Source organism: Pseudomonas sp. W4I3, from assembly GCF_030816195.1.
Classification (GTDB): domain Bacteria; phylum Pseudomonadota; class Gammaproteobacteria; order Pseudomonadales; family Pseudomonadaceae; genus Aquipseudomonas.
Window position 1 is genome coordinate 5,981,135 of the sequence record NZ_JAUSXS010000001.1, and the last position, 17,964, is coordinate 5,999,098.

At 62.8% G+C, this 17,964-nt stretch carries 13 protein-coding genes; 7 read left to right on the forward strand and 6 right to left on the reverse strand.

Annotated elements, in window-relative coordinates:
* Positions 1-130: 130 nt before the first annotated feature.
* On the forward strand, positions 131-4,474 hold the full coding sequence (locus tag QF045_RS27290; RefSeq protein WP_306494801.1) for a DEAD/DEAH box helicase: 4,344 nt from the start codon (positions 131-133) through the stop codon (positions 4,472-4,474).
* A gap of 10 nt (positions 4,475-4,484) precedes the next feature.
* Here the strand turns inward: QF045_RS27290 and QF045_RS27295 are convergent, their stop codons facing one another.
* The gene (locus QF045_RS27295; RefSeq protein ID WP_306494802.1) at positions 4,485-6,575 is read right to left on the reverse strand and encodes a mechanosensitive ion channel domain-containing protein; all 2,091 of its coding nucleotides are present in this window, start codon (positions 6,573-6,575) and stop codon (positions 4,485-4,487) included.
* Positions 6,576-6,774: 199 nt separating this feature from the next.
* Between QF045_RS27295 and QF045_RS27300 the strand changes: the two genes are divergently transcribed.
* From QF045_RS27300 to QF045_RS27315, 4 genes are read left to right on the forward strand one after another with little or no spacing between them, the layout of a single operon-like run.
* The gene (locus QF045_RS27300) at positions 6,775-7,701 is read left to right on the forward strand and encodes a DUF72 domain-containing protein (RefSeq protein WP_306494803.1); all 927 of its coding nucleotides are present in this window, start codon (positions 6,775-6,777) and stop codon (positions 7,699-7,701) included.
* Positions 7,698-8,474 (forward strand): endonuclease/exonuclease/phosphatase family protein, encoded by a 777-nt coding sequence (locus QF045_RS27305; protein WP_306494804.1) that lies wholly within the window; start codon positions 7,698-7,700, stop codon positions 8,472-8,474. The genes QF045_RS27300 and QF045_RS27305 overlap by 4 nt, the downstream gene beginning before the upstream one ends.
* A complete protein-coding gene (clsB, locus tag QF045_RS27310; RefSeq protein ID WP_306494805.1) occupies positions 8,471-9,733 on the forward strand; it encodes a cardiolipin synthase ClsB in 1,263 nt (420 codons plus the stop codon). Before QF045_RS27305 ends, clsB begins: the two co-directional genes overlap by 4 nt.
* Positions 9,723-10,676 carry a lysylphosphatidylglycerol synthase domain-containing protein gene (locus tag QF045_RS27315; RefSeq protein WP_306494806.1) on the forward strand — a complete coding sequence of 318 codons (954 nt, stop codon included), beginning with the start codon at positions 9,723-9,725 and terminating at the stop codon, positions 10,674-10,676. The genes clsB and QF045_RS27315 overlap by 11 nt, the downstream gene beginning before the upstream one ends.
* 72 nt (positions 10,677-10,748) lie before the next feature.
* Here the strand turns inward: QF045_RS27315 and QF045_RS27320 are convergent, their stop codons facing one another.
* From QF045_RS27320 to QF045_RS27330, 3 genes are all read right to left on the reverse strand, one after another.
* The gene (locus QF045_RS27320; RefSeq protein WP_306494807.1) at positions 10,749-11,504 is read right to left on the reverse strand and encodes a S9 family peptidase; all 756 of its coding nucleotides are present in this window, start codon (positions 11,502-11,504) and stop codon (positions 10,749-10,751) included.
* Positions 11,494-12,603 (reverse strand): DUF3182 family protein, encoded by a 1,110-nt coding sequence (locus QF045_RS27325; RefSeq protein ID WP_306494808.1) that lies wholly within the window; start codon positions 12,601-12,603, stop codon positions 11,494-11,496. Before QF045_RS27325 ends, QF045_RS27320 begins: the two co-directional genes overlap by 11 nt.
* A 170-nt stretch (positions 12,604-12,773) precedes the next feature.
* Positions 12,774-13,733, reverse strand: coding sequence for a GlxA family transcriptional regulator (locus QF045_RS27330; RefSeq protein ID WP_306494809.1), 960 nt, complete (start codon positions 13,731-13,733; stop codon positions 12,774-12,776).
* Between the two features lie 96 nt (positions 13,734-13,829).
* On the opposite strand from QF045_RS27330, the gene QF045_RS27335 reads away from it, so the two are divergent.
* Positions 13,830-14,393, forward strand: a complete 564-nt coding sequence (locus QF045_RS27335; protein ID WP_306494810.1) for a cysteine hydrolase family protein — start codon at positions 13,830-13,832, stop codon at positions 14,391-14,393.
* A 16-nt stretch (positions 14,394-14,409) separates the two neighbouring features.
* Here QF045_RS27335 and tam read toward each other — a convergent pair whose 3' ends face one another.
* Positions 14,410-15,171, reverse strand: coding sequence for a trans-aconitate 2-methyltransferase (tam, locus tag QF045_RS27340; RefSeq protein WP_306494811.1), 762 nt, complete (start codon positions 15,169-15,171; stop codon positions 14,410-14,412).
* A 48-nt stretch (positions 15,172-15,219) separates the two neighbouring features.
* On the reverse strand, positions 15,220-16,689 hold the full coding sequence (locus QF045_RS27345) for a PLP-dependent aminotransferase family protein (RefSeq protein ID WP_306494812.1): 1,470 nt from the start codon (positions 16,687-16,689) through the stop codon (positions 15,220-15,222).
* A 259-nt stretch (positions 16,690-16,948) separates the two neighbouring features.
* Between QF045_RS27345 and QF045_RS27350 the strand changes: the two genes are divergently transcribed.
* Positions 16,949-17,956, forward strand: coding sequence for a GDSL-type esterase/lipase family protein (locus QF045_RS27350; protein ID WP_306494813.1), 1,008 nt, complete (start codon positions 16,949-16,951; stop codon positions 17,954-17,956).
* Positions 17,957-17,964 lie beyond the last annotated feature (8 nt).

Consider the following 17,964-nt stretch of genomic DNA (forward strand, 5'->3'; position numbering starts at 1 on the left):
GTGTCGGCAGGCGCATGAGCCCTGCCGTAGGTTTATTCCAGAATCGTTGCATTTTGCGGGTTTGTAGCGCAACCGTCACGGACAAAGTACGTGCGTGCAACTTGTGGGAGCAGGAGGCATCAATCACTACATGAATCTTCCCGAATCGACAGACCGTGCATTGGACGGCTTCCATCCCGCCGTCAGTACCTGGTTTCGCAGCACCTTCCCCTCGGTGACCGCCGCGCAGGCCCAGGCGTGGCCGCTGATCCGCCAGCGCCGTTCGACGCTGATCGCCGCGCCGACCGGCTCGGGCAAGACCCTGACCGCCTTTCTCGCGGTGCTCGACGACCTGGTCCACCAGGGCCTGGCCAACGGCGGCCAGCTGCCTGATGAAACCCTGGTGGTTTACGTTTCGCCGCTCAAGGCGCTCTCCAACGATATCCAGATCAACCTGCAAAATCCGCTGGCGGGCATTACCGAGCATCTGCACAAACTTGGCCTGCCGCCCCTGGTGATCCGCACCGCAGTGCGCACCGGCGATACGCCGCAAAAAGACCGCGCCCAGATGCGCAAGCGCGCGCCGCATATTCTGGTCACCACCCCGGAATCGCTGTATGTGCTGCTCGGCTCGGATTCCGGCCGACACATGCTCGCCAGCACGCGCACGGTGATTGTCGATGAAATCCACGCGATTGCCGCCGGCAAGCGTGGCAGTCACCTGGCGTTAAGCCTGGAACGCCTGCAAGCGTTGTGCGCCGAGCCGCTGACGCGCATCGGCCTGTCGGCCACGCAAAAGCCCATCGAAGCGGTGTCGCGGTTTCTGGTGGGCACCGCACGCGAGTGCGCCATCGTCGACATCGGCCACGCCCGCCCGCGCGACCTGGACATCGAAGTGCCCAAGGTGCCGCTCTCGGCGGTGATGGCCAATGACGTGTGGGACCTGGTCTACGACCGCCTCGCCGAACTGGCCCGTGAACACCGCACCACGCTGATTTTTGTCAACACTCGGCGCCTGGCCGAACGCTTGGCGCGCCACCTGAGCGAGCGCCTGGGCAAAACGGCGGTGGCCGCTCACCACGGCAGCCTGGCCAAGGAAATGCGCCTGGATGCCGAGCAACGGCTCAAGGCCGGCGAGCTGCAGGTGCTGATCGCCACCGCGTCCCTGGAGCTGGGGATTGATATCGGCGACGTCGACCTGGTCTGCCAAATCAGCTCGCCCGGCTCCATCAACGGTTTTCTGCAACGGGTCGGTCGCTCCGGGCACCAGGTCGGCGGCACGCCCAAGGGTCGCCTGTTCGCCACCACCCGCGACGACCTGATCGAATGCGCTGCCCTCCTCGACTGCGTGCGCCGTGGCGAGCTCGACACCTTGCACATCCCGGTGGCGCCGCTGGACGTGCTGGCCCAGCAGATCATCGCCGAGGTCAGTGCGCGCGAATGGCCCGAAGCCGCCCTGCTCGCAATTATCCGCCGCGCCGCGCCGTATGCCGAGTTGGACGAGCGCCACTACCAGGCGCTGTTGCGCATGCTTGCCGATGGCTACAACGGGCGTCAGGGCATCCGCAGCGCTTATCTGCACCGTGACGCCGTGACCCACACCCTGCGCGGCCGCCGTGGCGCGCGGCTCACGGCAGTGACCAGCGGCGGCACCATTCCCGACAACGCCGACTACAGCGTGCTGCTGGAACCCCAGAGCCTGAACATCGGCAGCGTCAACGAAGACTTCGCGGTGGAAAGCATCGCCGGGGACATTTTCCAGCTCGGCAATACCTCCTACCGAATCCTGCGGGTGGAAGCCGGCAAGGTGCGGGTGGAGGACGCCCACGGCCAGCCGCCGACCATTCCGTTCTGGCTCGGCGAAGCGCCGGGGCGCAGCCACGAGTTATCAGCGGCCGTAGCCCGCTTGCAGGGGCAGTTGGACCAATTGCTCAGCGCCAGCCCCGGCGACCTGCAACCGGCGCAGGCCTGGCTCACCGGCACGCTCGGCCTGAACCGCGCCAGCGCCGAACAACTGCTCGATTACCTGGCCCGCGCACGCCTGGCCCTCAGCGCATTGCCGTCCCAGGACACCTTGATCATGGAGCGGTTTTTCGACGAGTCCGGCGGCACTCAGTTGATCATTCACACGCCCTTTGGCAGCCGCATCAACCGCGCCTGGGGCCTGGCCCTGCGCAAGCGCTTTTGCCGCACCTTCAACTTCGAGCTGCAAGCGGCGGCCAGCGAAAATGCGATTGTGCTGTCGTTGTCCACCAGCCACAGCTTCGCGCTGGATGAGGTGTGGCGTTACCTCAACAGCCACAGCGCCGAACACCTGTTGATCCAGGCCGTGCTGGATGCGCCGCTGTTCGGTGTGCGCTGGCGCTGGAACGCCGGGGTGGCGCTGGCCTTGCCGCGCTATACCGGTGGGCGCAAGGTGGCGCCGCAGATCCAGCGCATGAAAAGCGAAGACCTGATCGCCAGCGTGTTTCCCGACCAGATCGCCTGCCTGGAAAACCTCGCCGGCGAACGCGAAGTGCCCGACCATCCCCTGGTGGAACAAACCCTCGACGACTGCCTGCACGAAGCCATGGACAGCGAGGGCTGGCTCGCGCTGCTGCGGCGCATGGAAGCGGGCGACGTGCGCATGGTCAGCCGCGACTTGCCCGCGCCGTCGCCGATGGCGGCCGAAATTCTCAGCGCGCGGCCCTATACCTTTCTCGATGACGCGCCTTTGGAAGAACGCCGCACCCAGGCCGTGCTCAACCGCCGCTGGAGCGACCCGCAAAGTACCGACGACCTCGGCGCGCTGGATGCCGAGGCAATCGCTGGCGTGCGCGAGGAAGCCTGGCCGGCGCCTCAGGGGTTGGACGAAATGCACGAGGCGCTGATGAGCCTGGCCTGCCTTGCAGAGCCGGAACTCACGCCTCAATGGGCCGAATGGCTGCAAGCGTTGACCCAGGCCGGGCGCGCTTATCCGCTGCCCAATGGTCTGTGGGTGGCCGTGGAACGCTTGAGCTGTCTGCAGGCGATCTACCCGCACAACCTGCCGCTGCTGCCGGGTTTCGACGAGCCTTGGACATTCGACGAGGCCCTGGTGGAAGTGCTGCGCGCACGCCTGGGCGGTTTCGGCCCACTGACGCTGGCCGAGATCGCCGCGCCCCTGGCGTTGCCGCCCGCCACTGTTGCCCAGGCGTTGGGGCGGCTGGAACTGGAAGGTTATGTGCTGCGCGGGCACTTCAGCCCCGGCGCCGTTGAGGAGCAATGGTGCGAACGGCATCTGCTGGCGCGCATTCATCGCTACACGGTCAAGCGCCTGCGCCGGGAAATCGAACCGGTGGCGCTGCAGGACTTCATGCGTTTTCTGTTCGACTGGCAGCACCTGTCCGACAGCACACGTGGCCAGGGCAGCGCGGTGCTGCCGCAGATCGTCGGCCAGTTCGAAGGCTATGCCGCCGCCACCTCGGCCTGGGACCGTGACCTGCTCAGCGCGCGTATCAAGGATTACACCTCGACCTGGCTGGATGACTTGTGCCGCAGCGGCAAGCTGGTGTGGACGCGCCTGAGCCACAAGGCCAGCGCCATCGCCTTGCGCAGCACGCCCATCGTGCTCTTGCCGCGCAGCCAGGTGCCACTGTGGAGCGGGCTGACCGAACAGACGGACAGCACGACGCTGTCGCCCAAGGCGCAAAAAGTCCATCTGGCCCTGCGCGAACAGGGCGCGCTGTTTTTCGATGAACTGGTGCACGAAGCCCATCTGCTGCGCAGCGAACTGGAGACCGCCCTGCAGGAGCTGGTCGGCGCGGGTTTGGTCAATGCCGACAGCTTCGCCGGCCTGCGCGCCCTGACCACGCCCGCCAGCAAACGCCAGGCACGCAGCAGCCGGCGGGGGCGCGGCGCCTTTATCGGTGGCATGGATGACGCCGGGCGCTGGGCCTTGATTCGCCGCGCACCGAATGCCGCCGGCGCGCATTCGGCCGAGACCCTGGAGCATGTGGCAATGACCCTGCTGCGTCGCTATGGCGTGGTGTTCTGGCGCTTGCTGGAGCGCGAGGCGGACTGGCTGCCGAGTTGGCGCGAATTGTTGCGCACCTTTCACCGCCTGGAAGCACGGGGCGAGATTCGCGGCGGGCGGTTTGTCAGTGGCCTGGCGGGGGAACAGTTCGCGCTGCCGGAGGCGATTGCGGTGCTGCGCGAAGTGCGGCGACGGCCCCATGACGGGAGCCTGATCGCAGTGTGCGGCGCAGACCCGCTGAACCTGGTGGGCACGCTGTTACCGGGGAGCAAAGTGCCGGCGGTGAGTGGCAATCGGATTGTGTATCGGGACGGGGTACCGGCGGCGGTGATGGTGGGCGGCAAGCAGCAGATTTTGTCGCAGGTGGATCAGCAGGGCGGTGCAGGAGAAGTTGGTCAGGCGTTGAGTTTGAGGGCCCTATCGGGGGCAAGCCCCCTCCCACATTTTGATTTGCGAACCCCATCAATTGTGGGAGGAGGCTTGCCCCCGATGAGGCCATGACAGACACCCCTTATTGAGGCCTGGGCTGCTCACTCAGCATCACCGCCTCTGGCTCATCCACCTGCGACGTACGCTTGGGCAATAAAACCTGCTGTGGATAAGTCTGCGCAAAAAACACCTCATCGCAGTTATCCACAAGCTTCTTCAACCGTTGGTTGAACGCACGGCTCACCGCATATTGCCCACCCGACACCGTGCGGAACTGCGCGGTCAGCACCACGCCGTTGAGGTCCATCTTGTCGACGCCAAACACCTCCAGCGGGCCTTGCAGGTTGTACTTGAGGAATACGTCGTCGCGGATCGATTGCCCGGCCTCGCGGATCAGCTCCACCGCTTTGTCCACATCGGTGTCGTAGGTGAACTGCACCGAGAAGAACGCATACGCAAACTGCCGCGACTGGTTGGTGACGGCCTTGATCTGCCCGAACGGCACCGAATGCACAAAGCCCTTGCCGTCGCGCAGGCGCAGGGTGCGGATGGTCAGGCCTTCGACGGTGCCGGCATGGCCGGAGTCGAGCACCACCCAGTCGCCGATCGACAGCGTGTCTTCGATGATGATGAACAGGCCGGTGATCACGTCCTGCACCAATTGCTGGGAGCCAAAACCGATGGCCAGGCCGACCACACCAGCGCCCGCCAGCAGCGGCGCAACGTTGATGCCCAGGTTGGCCATGGTGGTGATTGCACAAATCACCACCAGGATAATCTTCACCGCGTTACGCAGCAGCGGCAGGATGGTTTTCACGCGGGTGCTGGGCTGGCGGCTGGAGCGCTTGTTCACCGGGGGTTTGAGCGCTTCCTGAATGGCCGTGTCGAGCACCACCCAGAACAGCCAGGTCATCAGCAGGATCAGGCCGATGCTGCTGAGGGAATCGCTGATCGCGCGGCCCACCGAGTTGCGCTGGGCAAATTCGAACAACGACACGCCCCAGATACGCCCGAGGATTTCGATAAAGGCGATGGCCATGACGATGCGCAGTATCGCGTGCAACAGGCTGAGGAAGCGCTCCTTGTAGGCGCTGCTGCGCTGGATCGCCACCTGGCTGCGAGACTTGAACAGGTGTTGCAGCACGGTGCTGAGAAACACCGTGCCGATCAGCAGGATCGTGGTGAACAACGCACAGCGCAGGGCCTTTTGGTTGTCGTCGCCGGCACCGATCAGGTTGATCGCCGAGACCAGCACCATCAGCAGAATCGGCCAGTACCAGAGGCCGGAAAACACCCGCAGTGACTGCTGCAACGCCGGGTGCTTGAGCCGCTGGGCCAGCGGCCGATTACGAATCAGATGCGCCACCGGGCGACGCAGGCGCACCACCAGCACGCCGAAGATCACTGTCGCGAACAGGCCGGTAAACACCGCGACGCTGCTGGTGATATTGCCGCCGAACTGGCGGGCGATTTGCGGGCTGGTCAGCGCGTCGCTGAGGGCGGCAAGAAAACCAATCAGAAACAGCGGCTTGGGGCAGTAGTCGCGAATCAACCGTACGGCCGGACGTTTGTGGCCCAGGTTGAACATGACAATGACGCACAACAGGATTGAAGTGGAAAAGATGCCGCTGCTGGTGGCGTAGGCAAAACACAGCGCCAGCGCACGCCCCACCGAGTTGGCCAGAAAGTGGCTGACATACAGCGTCAGCGGCAGGCAGATAAGGGCCGGGAGGGTGTAAGGCAGCACGTACCCCAGCACCCCCAGCAGGCGCCCGCGCCGCCGGAAAAACTCACGCTGGCACAAGCGCCGCACGATCAGGCGCCCCAGCAGCGTCAGCAGCGCAAAGGCGCCGATCCACACGGCCGACAACAACAGGAAATCCCCCGCCACGCTCCACGGCGAGCGCTGGGCCGTCTGGTTGACCAGGCGCCCGACTTCGTCGGCGGCCCGGTCGGCACGCAGGCGCCATTCATCAATGAAGTTCTGGTTGAGGTCCAGCTTCTGTTGCACATCATCGATGCTGGAACTGATGGCCCCCAGCAGGCCGCCTTCGACCAGCAATTCCGGCTTGGCCGGGGTCTCGGGTTCAGGCGCGGTGGCAGCCGCTTGCAATGCGCCGCTGCCGCAGAACAGCAGCGCGCCGAGCAGTAATGCAGTCTTTATATTCAGCAAAACACCGGGCTCCTTCAGGGGGGTCTGTAAGGAACTGACGGGTTTGCGCCGTGATCGTTCCCCTGATTCAGCCCACTGCGCCAGCATCTGGATCCTCTGCCGTTTGCTTTACCGTCTGTAGGCGCATGGAAACTTTCAGCCGAAGATCGCAGTCATCCCAAAACGCAGGTCAATCGACCTTACATCCACGGGAGCAAGCATGGCGGCGATTCACATCGGCATTTCCGGCTGGCGCTACACGCCCTGGCGGGGCGATTTCTACCCCGAGGGCTTGACCCAGAAACGCGAGTTGCAGTTTGCGTCACGCGCCGTCAACGCTATCGAAATCAATGGTTCGTTCTACGCGCTGCAAACGCCCAAGCGCTACGCCGAGTGGTATGCCGACACGCCTGAGGGGTTCGTGTTCAGCGTCAAGGCCCCCCGCTACATCACGCACATCCTGCGCCTGCGGGATGTGCACAAGCCCATGGCGAACTTCTTCGCGTCCGGGGTATTGGAGCTCAAGGAAAAGCTCGGGCCGATCCTTTGGCAATTTCCGCCCAGCTTCAAGTTCGACCCGGATTTATTCGAAGCCTTCCTCGCCGAACTACCCACCACCACCCAGCAGGCCGCCGCCCTTGCCCACCAGCATGAGCCACGCCTGAATGGCAAGGCGAGCATGAAAGCCTATGGCAAGCAGCCCTTGCGCCATGCCGTGGAAATTCGCCACACCAGTTTCGCTGTGCCTGAGTTTGTGCAGTTGCTGGACAAATACGGCGTCGCCCTGGTGGTGGCGGACACGGCCGGCAAGTGGCCGTATGCCGAAGACGTCACCGCCAACTTCATGTACCTGCGCCTGCATGGCGACAAGCAACTTTATGCCAGCGGTTACACCGACGATGCGCTCAAGCGCTGGGGCGACCGCATTGAGCGTTGGCAGCACGGCAAACAGCCCGCGGATGCGCAGTTGATCGACCCAACACACAAGCCGCGCGCGCGCAAACAGCGCGACGTGTTCTGCTTTTTCGATAATGACATCAAGGTGCGCGCACCTTTCGATGCCCGCCAACTATTGCAGCGCTTCGGGCTGGATAAGCACCTGGCGACTGAGCCGGGGCGACTGCCCGAGCCGGGAGTGATGCCATGACACAGCCAGAATTGATCCCCATCACGCCGACCGCCGCCGTCACTCGTTTCACCGTGCTGACGGTGAATATCCACAAGGGCTTCACCGCCTTGAACCGACGTTTCATCCTGCCCGAACTGCGCGAAGCGGTGCGCAGTGTCGGTGCCGACATGGTGTTCCTCCAGGAAATCCACGGCACCCACGAGCGCCACCCTCAGCGTTACAGCGACTGGCCGAAGATGCCGCAGTACGAGTTCCTCGCCGACAGCATCTGGCCGCAATTCGCCTACGGGCGCAACGCGGTGTACCCCCACGGCGATCACGGCAACGCGTTGCTGTCCAAATTCCAGATCATCCGTTACGACAACCTCGACATCTCGCAAAGCGGCCATGAAAACCGTGGCCTGCTGCATTGCGTGTTGCGCCTGCCAGGCAGCGGGCAGGAAGTGCATGCGATCTGCATTCACTTGGGCTTGCGGGAAGTGCACCGCCAGCAGCAACTGCGCTTGCTGGAGCAGCGCATCAGCGAAATTCCGGCTGACGCACCGCTGGTGGTGGCCGGCGATTTCAACGACTGGCGCCAGCGCGCCGATCTCAGCCAAAGCGGTCTCCGGGAAGTCTTCGTGCACACCCACGGCAAGCCTGCGCGTACATTTCCGGCGCGCCTGCCGCTGTTGCCGCTGGACCGCATTTACGTGCGTAACCTGACCGTGCATAACCCCCGCGTACTGACCACGCGCCCCTGGTCGCATCTTTCTGACCATGTGCCGCTGTCGGTGGAGATTGAGCTATGAACGTTGCTGTAGAACATATCGCCACCGACCAGCCGCCGGAGGATGCCAAGGCACGTGACCTGGATTACGGCTGGCAGAGCGGCAACCGTATCGAGTTGCTGGAAAACGGCGAGGCTTACTTTCCCAAGGTGTTCGAGGCCATGCGCGCGGCACAGCGGGAGATTCTGCTGGAGACCTTTATCCTCTTCGAAGACAAGGTCGGCTTTGAGCTCAAAGACATCCTGATCGAAGCGGCGCAACGCGGCGTAAAGGTAGTGGCCAGCCTTGATGGCTTTGGTTGCGGCGAATTGAGCGCCTCCTTTTTGCGCGAGCTGGCCGAGGCCGGGGTGGCGGTGCAGATGTTCGATCCGGCCTCGAAGGTATTGGGTATTCGCACCAACTGGTTCCGCCGCCTGCACCGCAAAATCGTGGTGGTGGATGCCGCTGTGGCGTTTATTGGCGGCATCAATTTTTCCGCCGACCACTTGGGCGATTTCGGCCCTGAGGCCAAGCAGGATTATGCGGTACAGATCGTTGGACCGGCGGTGGCCGACCTGCACCACTTCGCCTTGGCGCAAAGCGGTCGCCAGGTGCGCACGCGGCGTGCTTGGCGGCGGCGCCCGCAACGCCCTGGGCTGTCGGCAACGTCGAATGAAGACGGCCTGGTCCGCTTGATTTATCGCGACAACGTGCAGCATCGCGACGACATCGAAGAAGCCTATATCGACGCCTTGAGCAAAGCCCGCACGCGGGCGGTGATTGCCAACGCGTACTTCTTCCCCGGCTACCGCCTGCTGCGCGAGATCCGCAACGCCGCGCGCCGTGGCGTGCACGTTCAACTGATCATGCAAGGCCAGCCGGATGTGCTGCTGGCCAAGCTGGCGGCGCGCATGCTTTATGACTACTTGCTCAAGGATGGCGTGGTGATTCACGAATATTGCCAGCGCCCGCTGCACGGCAAGGTGGCGTTGGTGGACGACGACTGGAGCACCGTGGGCTCGAGCAACCTGGACCCGTTGAGCCTGGCATTGAACCTGGAAGCCAATGTGCTGATTCGCGATCGGGCCTTCAATCAGCAGCTGTACGCAAGCCTGGAAGCGCTGGCCAGGGACCATTGCCAGACCATGCCGGAAAAGCGCAAACCGCGCCTGTGGTTGTGGCGGCTGACCGTGGGTTTCCTGGTATTTCATGTGATGCGCCACTTCCCGGTGCTGACCGGCTGGCTACCGGCGCACAAGCCGCGCTTGAAACCCATCGAGAGTGCGGCCCATGACGTCTGAAAAAAACGGCTCACGGTTCCAGCGCTGGAAGAAACCCCTGACCATTGCGTTCTTCCTGTTGCTGATCGCGCTTTTCACCTTGCTTGCCCGACGCATCGACTGGAGCGAAGTGCTGCACACCTTGAGCGAATTCAAAGTGCGCACCTTGCTGATCGCCAGCGCGCTGACCCTGTGCAGCTTTATCGTCTACGCCTGCTTCGACCTGATCGGCCGCACCTACATTCGCCAGCCCCTGCGCTGGAAGCAGATCCTGCCGGTGGGCATTATCAGCTACGCGTTCAACCTCAACCTCAGCGCCTGGGTGGGCGGCATCGCGATGCGTTATCGGCTGTACTCGCGGCTGGGGGTGAGCACCGGCAATATCGCCAAGATCCTCGGGCTGAGCCTGGCCACCAACTGGTTCGGCTACATGGCGTTGGCCGGTGCGGTGTTCAGCAGTGGGCTGGTGACCATGCCGCCGGGTTGGAAGATCAGCACCACGGCATTGCAAGGCATCGGCGCGCTGCTGGTACTGGCCAGCCTGGGTTACCTGGCCGCCTGCCGGTTTTCGAAAAAACGCGCGTGGACGATTCGCGGCATGGAGATCAACCTGCCGTCGCTGCGCATGGCGTGTTTGCAGTTGATGTTGGGCGCGTTGAACTGGTCACTGATGGCAGCGGTGATTTTTACCCTGCTGCCGGCGAAACTCGATTACCCGCTGGTGCTCGGGGTGCTGCTGATCAGCGCAATTGCCGGTGTGCTCACGCATATTCCGGCCGGGCTGGGCGTGCTGGAAGCGGTATTCATCGGCCTGCTGCAGCATGAGGCGTCACGCGGCAGTTTGCTGGCGGGGTTGATTGCTTATCGGGCGATCTACTTTATTTGCCCGCTGCTGATCGCGCTGGTGATGTACCTGGCGGTGGAGGCCAAGGCCAAGGCGCTGCGGGTGAAGAAGACCGCCTGACACCTGTGGTGAGGGAGCTTGCTCCCTCACCACAGGTTACTTCTCGTTCCCGCTACTCCAGGTACAGATGAATCATTGCGACTGAATGATGCTCAACCGTTCCCCCACCACCATCTCGGTAATCCAGCTCACCAGGATCGAGGTGTAGGCCTGCTGCGACACCGGATCGCTCAGGGAATGGTCGGCGCCATCGATGATGCGGTGGGTCAGGGAATGGGTTTGCTGGCACGCCGCGCGGTAACTCATGATGGTGGCGTGGGGCACATGGTCGTCGGTTTCCGATTCGACAATCAGCACGTCACCGGTAAATTTCGCGCAAGCATGCAAGGCGCGGTTGGTTTCGGCCTGGACCAGCGTGCTGCGGTAATCCATCAAGTCGACTTTATCCAGGTCACGCTTGGGCTTGAGCCACTCCTGATCGCGGTACAACGCGGGCACACGCAGCGCCAGCCAGCGCACCGGGCGCAACGAGGTGAGGATCGCCGCCAGGTAGCCGCCGTAGCTGGTGCCCACCACCGCCACCGCCGAAGTGTCGATCGCCGGGTGGGACAGCAGGCGGTCGTAGGCGGCGAGCAGGTCGCGCAGGTTGTCTTCACGGGTTACGCGCGAGAGCGGGATGCCGGTGCCGGCATGGCCGCGCAGGTCGAAGGTCAAACACACACAACCGAGCCCCGCGATGCCTTTGGCGCGTTCGAGGTCGCGCTCCTGGCTACCGCCCCAGCCGTGTACGAATAACACGCCCGGCACTTTGGATTTGGGGCTCAGGAAGGTCCCGCTCATCTGTTCCTCGTCTATATCGATCGCAATGCTCTCGCTTCTAGCCGTCATAAGAATCAACCGTCACATATTTGAGAAGAAAGTCGCTGTTCTCGGCCGGGCCCCGGTACACCTCGATGGCATCCGCCGGCAGCGCCTGGTCCACGTAGGTTTCCACCGAGGCCACCCAAATGGCCTTGAGGCTCGGGTTATTGATGAAGCTCTGCAGCGCCGCGACTTCCGCGCTGCTGGCCCCGCCCATGCGCCAGGATTGCTCAAGCACGCCACTGCGGCGTTGGCCATCGCTGTCCAGGCCCTGGGCAATGTCGTAATTGCGCCGCGAGGCGTAGAAGCCGGGGTAGGCTTCGTCAGCGGCTTTATCGAAAACCTGCGCTTGCCCGATGGCTTCACGTACACCTTCGGGCAGATCCAGCGTCAGCAGGTTGTCATAGTCACCGGGCACCACCAGCAATCTGGAGCCGCCATAGACCTCTTCGCCCTGCCCGTCCTGGGTCAGGTATTGCTCGCCGCAGTAGCTGAGCGTGTGATCGCCGATAAAACTCTGGCCCACGCTGTGAGTGACTACGTCGTGCAGGTCTTGTTCCAGCACGACGCCTTCGTTGAAGATCCCCGCAGCTTCGGGGCGTGCCAGCAGGGCGTCGAATTCGTCGAGGCTGCGGATGACTTGCTGGCCGCGCCCAGCGCTGGCGTGCAGGGGTTTCAAGCGAATCGGCCCGCTGTAGAGCAAGCGAGTGGCGCCAAGCCGTGAGTCCTCCAGCGCGAAGACGCTCAAGCCGTCGAGGACGACGTCGCGTACGCGCTCACTGAACAGCGACGACCAACCCTCTGGCGCCTTGGCTTCAGGGCCTAACAGCCCGTGACTGATGGCTTTGGTGCAGATGAACGGGTGATCGACATAACCCCCCCACAGGTCGTCTGGGCCTTTGATATTCAGCGCCCGTGCCTGGGCAGTCCCCACCACGGTTTGTGTGGGAAGCAGGTACAGATCGCGGCCAACGTGTGTGTGCGGGTCGTAACTGCCGCCGAATTTTAACCCCAGTATTTGCGCCAGCCAGCGCGCCAGGGCGAGGTTGGTTTGGACTTCATGTTGGGGCGCGTCGACTCGGGTTGAATGAGCGACCACCTGTTTTTTACGTGAAATCGGGGTCATGCGTCCCCCTTGGCATCCGGCCATGTGTGTAAGGGAAGACTAGCAGGGATCACGCCAAGCTCGCGTTGCGCAGGAGCGCTTGAAAATCAACCGGTTGCTGGAACCGTGATAGCAGTTAGCCTGCACCATCCTGCACGATGCCGATGTGGGCACGCGGCGTTCTGCACGATTCACACACCGAAGCGGTTGCGGTAGTCACTGGGGGCCAGGCCGGTGATTTTCTTGAAGGTGGCGCGAAAGGCGCCGGGGTCCTGGTAGCCCACCGTCCAGGCGATGTGGTCGATGGTGCCGTTGGTGAACTCAAGCATTTGCCGCGCCTTGCCCACCCGCAGGTGCTGACAGTACTCGGTAGGTTTCAAACCGGTGGCGCTGCGAAAGCGGCGCAGGAAGGTGCGCTCCTCCAGCCCCGCTTCCTGCGCCATGGCGGCAACCGAAACATCCACCGCGCCGCTGGCTTGCAACCAATGCTGAACCTTGAGGATCGCAGCGTCACCATGCCCCAGGATCGGCGCGAAGTTGCTGCCGCACTGGCTGGCGCTGTCGCCGTGTTCGATCACCAGAAAGCGCGCAGTATCGGCCGCGATGCTCGGCCCCAGCAGCCGGTCGACCAGGCGCAGGCCCAGCTCGGACCAGGCCATCAGCCCGGCGGTGGTGATCAGGTCGCCGTCATCGACGATGGGTTTATCCGCTTCCAGGCGCACGGCCGGGTAACGGATGGCGAAGCTCTCGGCGGACGACCAGTGCGCGGTGGCGCTGCGCCCATCCAGCAGGCCGCTGCGGGCAAGCATGATCGAACCGATGCACACGCCGCCCAGCACAGCGCCCGCCGCGTGCTGCTGGCGCAGCCAGTGGAGCAACGCCGGGGGCGCCTGTTCTTCGCTGAATTCGCCCACCGACGGCGGCACCAGCACGGCAGCCAGGGGCGCATCCGGGCCAGGCTGGGTGTCGAACGCGCGCACCGGCGTGCCCTGGGTATCCACCTGCCAGTGGCTGACCCGCAACGTCGGCAACTGCGCCGATTGGTGCCCGGCGGCAATGCGATTGGCGACGCCGAACAAATCGGTCAAGCCGTGCACGGCGGCCAATTGCGCGCCCGGGTAGATCAATATGCCCAGCTCAACCACGGCCATTGTCAGTTTTCCCCCTGTTATTGTCGGTGCAGCCAATGTCCGGCAGCGGCGCCAGCTAAGATACTGGGCCCATCAACCCATCACGAGGCAATACACATGGCCAAGCAAGCGCTCATCCTAATCGATATCCAGAACGACTACTTCCCCCAGGGCAAGTGGCCGCTTGAGGGGGTGGAGGCTGCCGCGGACAAGGCGGCGCAAGTGCTTCAGGCCTTTCGCCAGGCAGGCGAGGCGGTGATTCATGTGCGCCATGAATTCGCAGGCGATGACGCGCCCTTCTTCGCATCGGGCTCCGAAGGTGCGCATTTGCATGCCAAGGTGATGAACCAGGGCGATGAGCCGGTGGTGCTCAAGCACTTTGTGAACGCATTCCGCCAGACCAACCTGCGCGAATTGCTGGAACAGCGCAGCATCACTGACGTGGTGGTAGTCGGCAGCATGAGCCATATGTGCATCGACGCGGTGGTGCGGGCGGCAGCGGACCTTGGTTACACGGTCACGGTCCTTCACGACGCCTGCGCGACCCGCGACCAGGATTTCAACGGCCAAGTGATCCCCGCCGCGCAGGTGCATGGCGCGTACATGGCTTCGCTGGCCTTCGGGTATGCCGGCGTGGTGTCGACGGATGAATTCTTGAAGGCCCAAGCGGCGGTGGCCTGACCGCCGCTGAGTGCCGTCAGCGGGTGGCTATGATGAACAGGCGCGGGAATGGCAGCAGTACCGTGCCATTGGCCAAGGCTGGATAAGCCTGGGTAATCCGTGCTTGGTATTCCTGCAGGAAAGCGGCTTTTTCGCCCTCGTTCAGCGGGGCCAAGAACGGCCGCAGCGCTGACGCCTTGAACCACTCCACCACTGCCGAATGGTCCGCCAGCGGGTGTTGGTAGGTGGTGCGCCATACGTCTACGGTGCTGCAATGCTGGCTCAGCAGCTCGTAGTAATAGCTCGCCGAATGCCGCTCGTTATGTTTGACCACGCCGATTTTCGCGGCCCATGGGCACTGGGCCGCGACCTCGCGGGCCAGCCGGTGGGCGGGCTCGTCGAGATTGTCCGGGGTCTGCACCGCCAGCGTTCCGCCGGGGTTCAGCTGTTTGACCAGGTGTGGATAGAGGGTGGCGTGGTTTGGCAGCCATTGCAGGGACGCATTGGCCAGGATCACGTCGAAGGATTGCCCGGGGTTCCAGGCGCCAATGTCCGCCAGCTCGAAGTTCAGCGTGGGCAGGCGTTTGCGCGCATCGGCCAGCATGTCATCGGAACTGTCCATGCCGGTGACGTGCGCCAGCGCAAAACGCTGGGCCAGCACCTCGGTGGAGTTGCCGGGACCGCACCCCAGGTCGACGGCCGTACGCACGGGCGAATCTGGAATCGCCGCAACCAGGTCACGGACCGGACGGGTGCGCTGTTGCTCGAACATCGTGTATTGCTTGGCAGACCAGGTCATCGCGACTTCCCTTTTTCCAGGTGGACCACAGCCTGCGAATATAACCGATTAAAACGCAGAGGGCTGAGGCTGCCATTGGGGCGCGCCCAGAGGGTTGTCCAACTCCATTTGCATCAACTGGCCAATGGTCTGCCCGACCTTTTGCACGGCCACCTCGACCTTGCGCGTGGGCGGGTTGGCGAAGTTCAGCCGGACGCAATTACGGTATTTTCCCGCCGCCGAAAAGATATTGCCGTTGGCCACTTGAACGTCCTGGGCTTCCAGCAGGCGGTTGAGGGCATAGGTATCGAATTCACCGGGCAATTCGACCCACAGGGTAAAGCCACCCTGGGGCTGGCTGACGCGGGTCCCCGCTGGGAAGTAACGGTTGACCCACTCACTCATCAGATCACCGTTGCGCTTGTACTGCTTGCGCATGCGGCGCAAGTGCAGCAGGTAGTTGCCCTTGGCGATAAACTCAGCCACCGCCAGTTGCGGCTGGGTGACGGTGGCGCCAGAGCCGATGAATTTCATGTGCAGCACCTGGGGCAGATAGCGCCCCGGGGCGATCCAGCCGACGCGAAGGCCAGGGGCAACCGTCTTGGAAAACGAATTGCACAACATCACCCGGTTGTCCTCATCAAAAGACTTGAGTGAGCGTGGCCGTGGGTAGCGATGCGACAGGTCACCGTAGATATCGTCTTCGATGATGGGCACGTCGAAGCGCTGTGCCATGCGAATCAGCTTGAGCTTACGCTCGTCGGGCATGATGTAGCCCATGGGATTGTTGCAGTTGGCGGTGAGTTGGATCACCTTGATCGGCCACTGCTCGAGCGCCATTTCCAGAGCTTCCAGGTTGATGCCGGTCACTGGGTCGCTGGGGATTTCCAGTGCTTTGAGGCCGGCCGCCTTGAGGATCTGCATCATCCCGTAGTAGCTCGGCGAGGCGATCGCCACGATGTCGCCGGGCGAGCAAACGGCGCGGATTGCAATGGACAAGGCTTCCTGGCAGCCGCTGGTGACAATCAGGTCGGCCGGTGTCACGCGAACGCCCGAGTCGATGGACAGCCGGGCGATCTGTTCGCGCAACGCCAATACACCCTGGATGTGGCTGTATTGCAGGCTGAAACTGTCACTGCGTCGACTGATACGAGCCATCGCGGTCAGCAATGGCTTGAGGGTCGGCACGCTGATATCCGGCATACCGCACCCCAGCTGGACGATATCGGCGCCTTGATCAAGGCGCATCAGCTCCTGGACCATGTCCCACTGGGAAATGTCCACCGGCCGCAGAATCGGCCGGCCCATCTGGGGTAGCGGCGCCACGCGGCGGTCCGACGGCACGAAATAGCCTGACTTGGGGCGCGATACCGCCAGCCCCGAACATTCCAATACGCGATAGGCCTGTTGCACGGTGGTCAGGCTGACGCCGTGCTCATGGCTAAGGGTGCGCACAGACGGCAAACGCTCGCCAGGCCCGTAAAGCCCCTGCTCGATGCGGCTGCTGATGAATTCGGCGAGGTTCAGATAAAGAGTCATGCCTCTGACTGTAGCCGCTGATCTGTGGCTTAAGTAGTTACAGATTGGTGTTTTTTTGAAAAATTTTCAGCGCAAAAACTCGATCTGTATTTAAAAGATCGAGTTCCGCTGTATCTGCAATACACATCGTCGCCTTGGGATGATAGCCCCATAACGGTGCGCAACACCTTGGACACGTTAGGCGCAAAATAGCAAAGCAGCACTGTACGCACCAAGTTTTCAGAAATGCCCTACAAAACAGACACAGGGATCAAGCGCTATGACGGCAAGGACGACGCTCACACCGCAGATGGCCGAGTACGAACAGAAATTTACCGATGCCGGCGACGTTCGATGGCTCCCCTATTTGATGTACTTCCACCCCACTGACCACGCTTCACCCGTGATCAATACAGATGCATCCGGCTTTCGCTATTCCGAGTCATTGGGCACCCGCTATTCGGTGGTCGATGGCATCAAGGGTAGTGGCCCGGTACGCCTCCTGGCGGGCAGCTCCACCGTGTTCGGCATTGGCGCCAGCGCCGACAGTTGGACCCTGGCTTCGCGCCTGACGCACAACGATCCTCGTGCCCAGCGCTGGGTCAATTTCGGCGGGCGCAGTTTCAACTCTACGCAAGAGCTGGTGCTGTTTACCCTGAACCGGCACCACCTGCCCAAAGTGGATGAAATCGTGCTGTTTTCCGGTTTCAACAACCTTGGCCTGGCGCGACAGCCCCAAGCCTATCGGGGCGAGCACGGCGCTTTTTTCAACTGCCATCAGTTTTTCGATGCCTTGGGGCCGCAACAACCGGCCGCCAGCACCTGGAGCCTGTCGAATCTGTTCGGCAAGCCTCAGGAGCCAGAGCAACCGGCGCCGCCGTCGATGCAGGAACAGATTGACTACGCCGCCAAGCTGACCTTGCAGCACCTGAATATCTGGCGGGCCCTGGCCACGGACATGGGCGCAAAGCTGACGTTCATCCTGCAACCCCTGGCCGGTTGGGTCCGCGAGACCGGCAGCGGCGAGGAAGAGCAACTGTTTGCCGAACTGGACCAGCTCGGCAATTTCACCGAGGTGTATGGCGACATCCTGCAAACCTCGGTGCGCGAAACCTACGCCGAGCGCCTGCGCGAAGGCGCCCGGGCCATGGGGGTGGGGTTTGTCGACATCACACCATTGCTGGCCGAGGCGTTGGGCCCGCAGGACTGGCAATTCGTTGACCGCATCCACTTCACCGATGCCGGCAACGATCTGGTTTCAAAACTTATTCTCGATGTCACCCGCTAAAAGGACTT

What these genes read in the sequence shown, in the direction of transcription:
- QF045_RS27330 (WP_306494809.1), bottom strand. Translation starts at nt 13,733, where the DNA reads ATGGCCGTGGTTGAGCTGGGCATATTGATCTACCCGGGCGCGCAATTG.
- QF045_RS27345 (WP_306494812.1), bottom strand. Translation starts at nt 16,689, where the DNA reads ATGACTCTTTATCTGAACCTCGCCGAATTCATCAGCAGCCGCATCGAG.
- QF045_RS27325 (WP_306494808.1), bottom strand. Translation starts at nt 12,603, where the DNA reads ATGACCCCGATTTCACGTAAAAAACAGGTGGTCGCTCATTCAACCCGA.
- QF045_RS27315 (WP_306494806.1), top strand. Translation starts at nt 9,723, where the DNA reads ATGACGTCTGAAAAAAACGGCTCACGGTTCCAGCGCTGGAAGAAACCC.
- tam (WP_306494811.1), bottom strand. Translation starts at nt 15,171, where the DNA reads ATGACCTGGTCTGCCAAGCAATACACGATGTTCGAGCAACAGCGCACC.
- clsB (WP_306494805.1), top strand. Translation starts at nt 8,471, where the DNA reads ATGAACGTTGCTGTAGAACATATCGCCACCGACCAGCCGCCGGAGGAT.
- QF045_RS27335 (WP_306494810.1), top strand. Translation starts at nt 13,830, where the DNA reads ATGGCCAAGCAAGCGCTCATCCTAATCGATATCCAGAACGACTACTTC.
- QF045_RS27350 (WP_306494813.1), top strand. Translation starts at nt 16,949, where the DNA reads ATGACGGCAAGGACGACGCTCACACCGCAGATGGCCGAGTACGAACAG.
- QF045_RS27300 (WP_306494803.1), top strand. Translation starts at nt 6,775, where the DNA reads ATGGCGGCGATTCACATCGGCATTTCCGGCTGGCGCTACACGCCCTGG.
- QF045_RS27305 (WP_306494804.1), top strand. Translation starts at nt 7,698, where the DNA reads ATGACACAGCCAGAATTGATCCCCATCACGCCGACCGCCGCCGTCACT.
- QF045_RS27290 (WP_306494801.1), top strand. Translation starts at nt 131, where the DNA reads ATGAATCTTCCCGAATCGACAGACCGTGCATTGGACGGCTTCCATCCC.
- QF045_RS27320 (WP_306494807.1), bottom strand. Translation starts at nt 11,504, where the DNA reads ATGACGGCTAGAAGCGAGAGCATTGCGATCGATATAGACGAGGAACAG.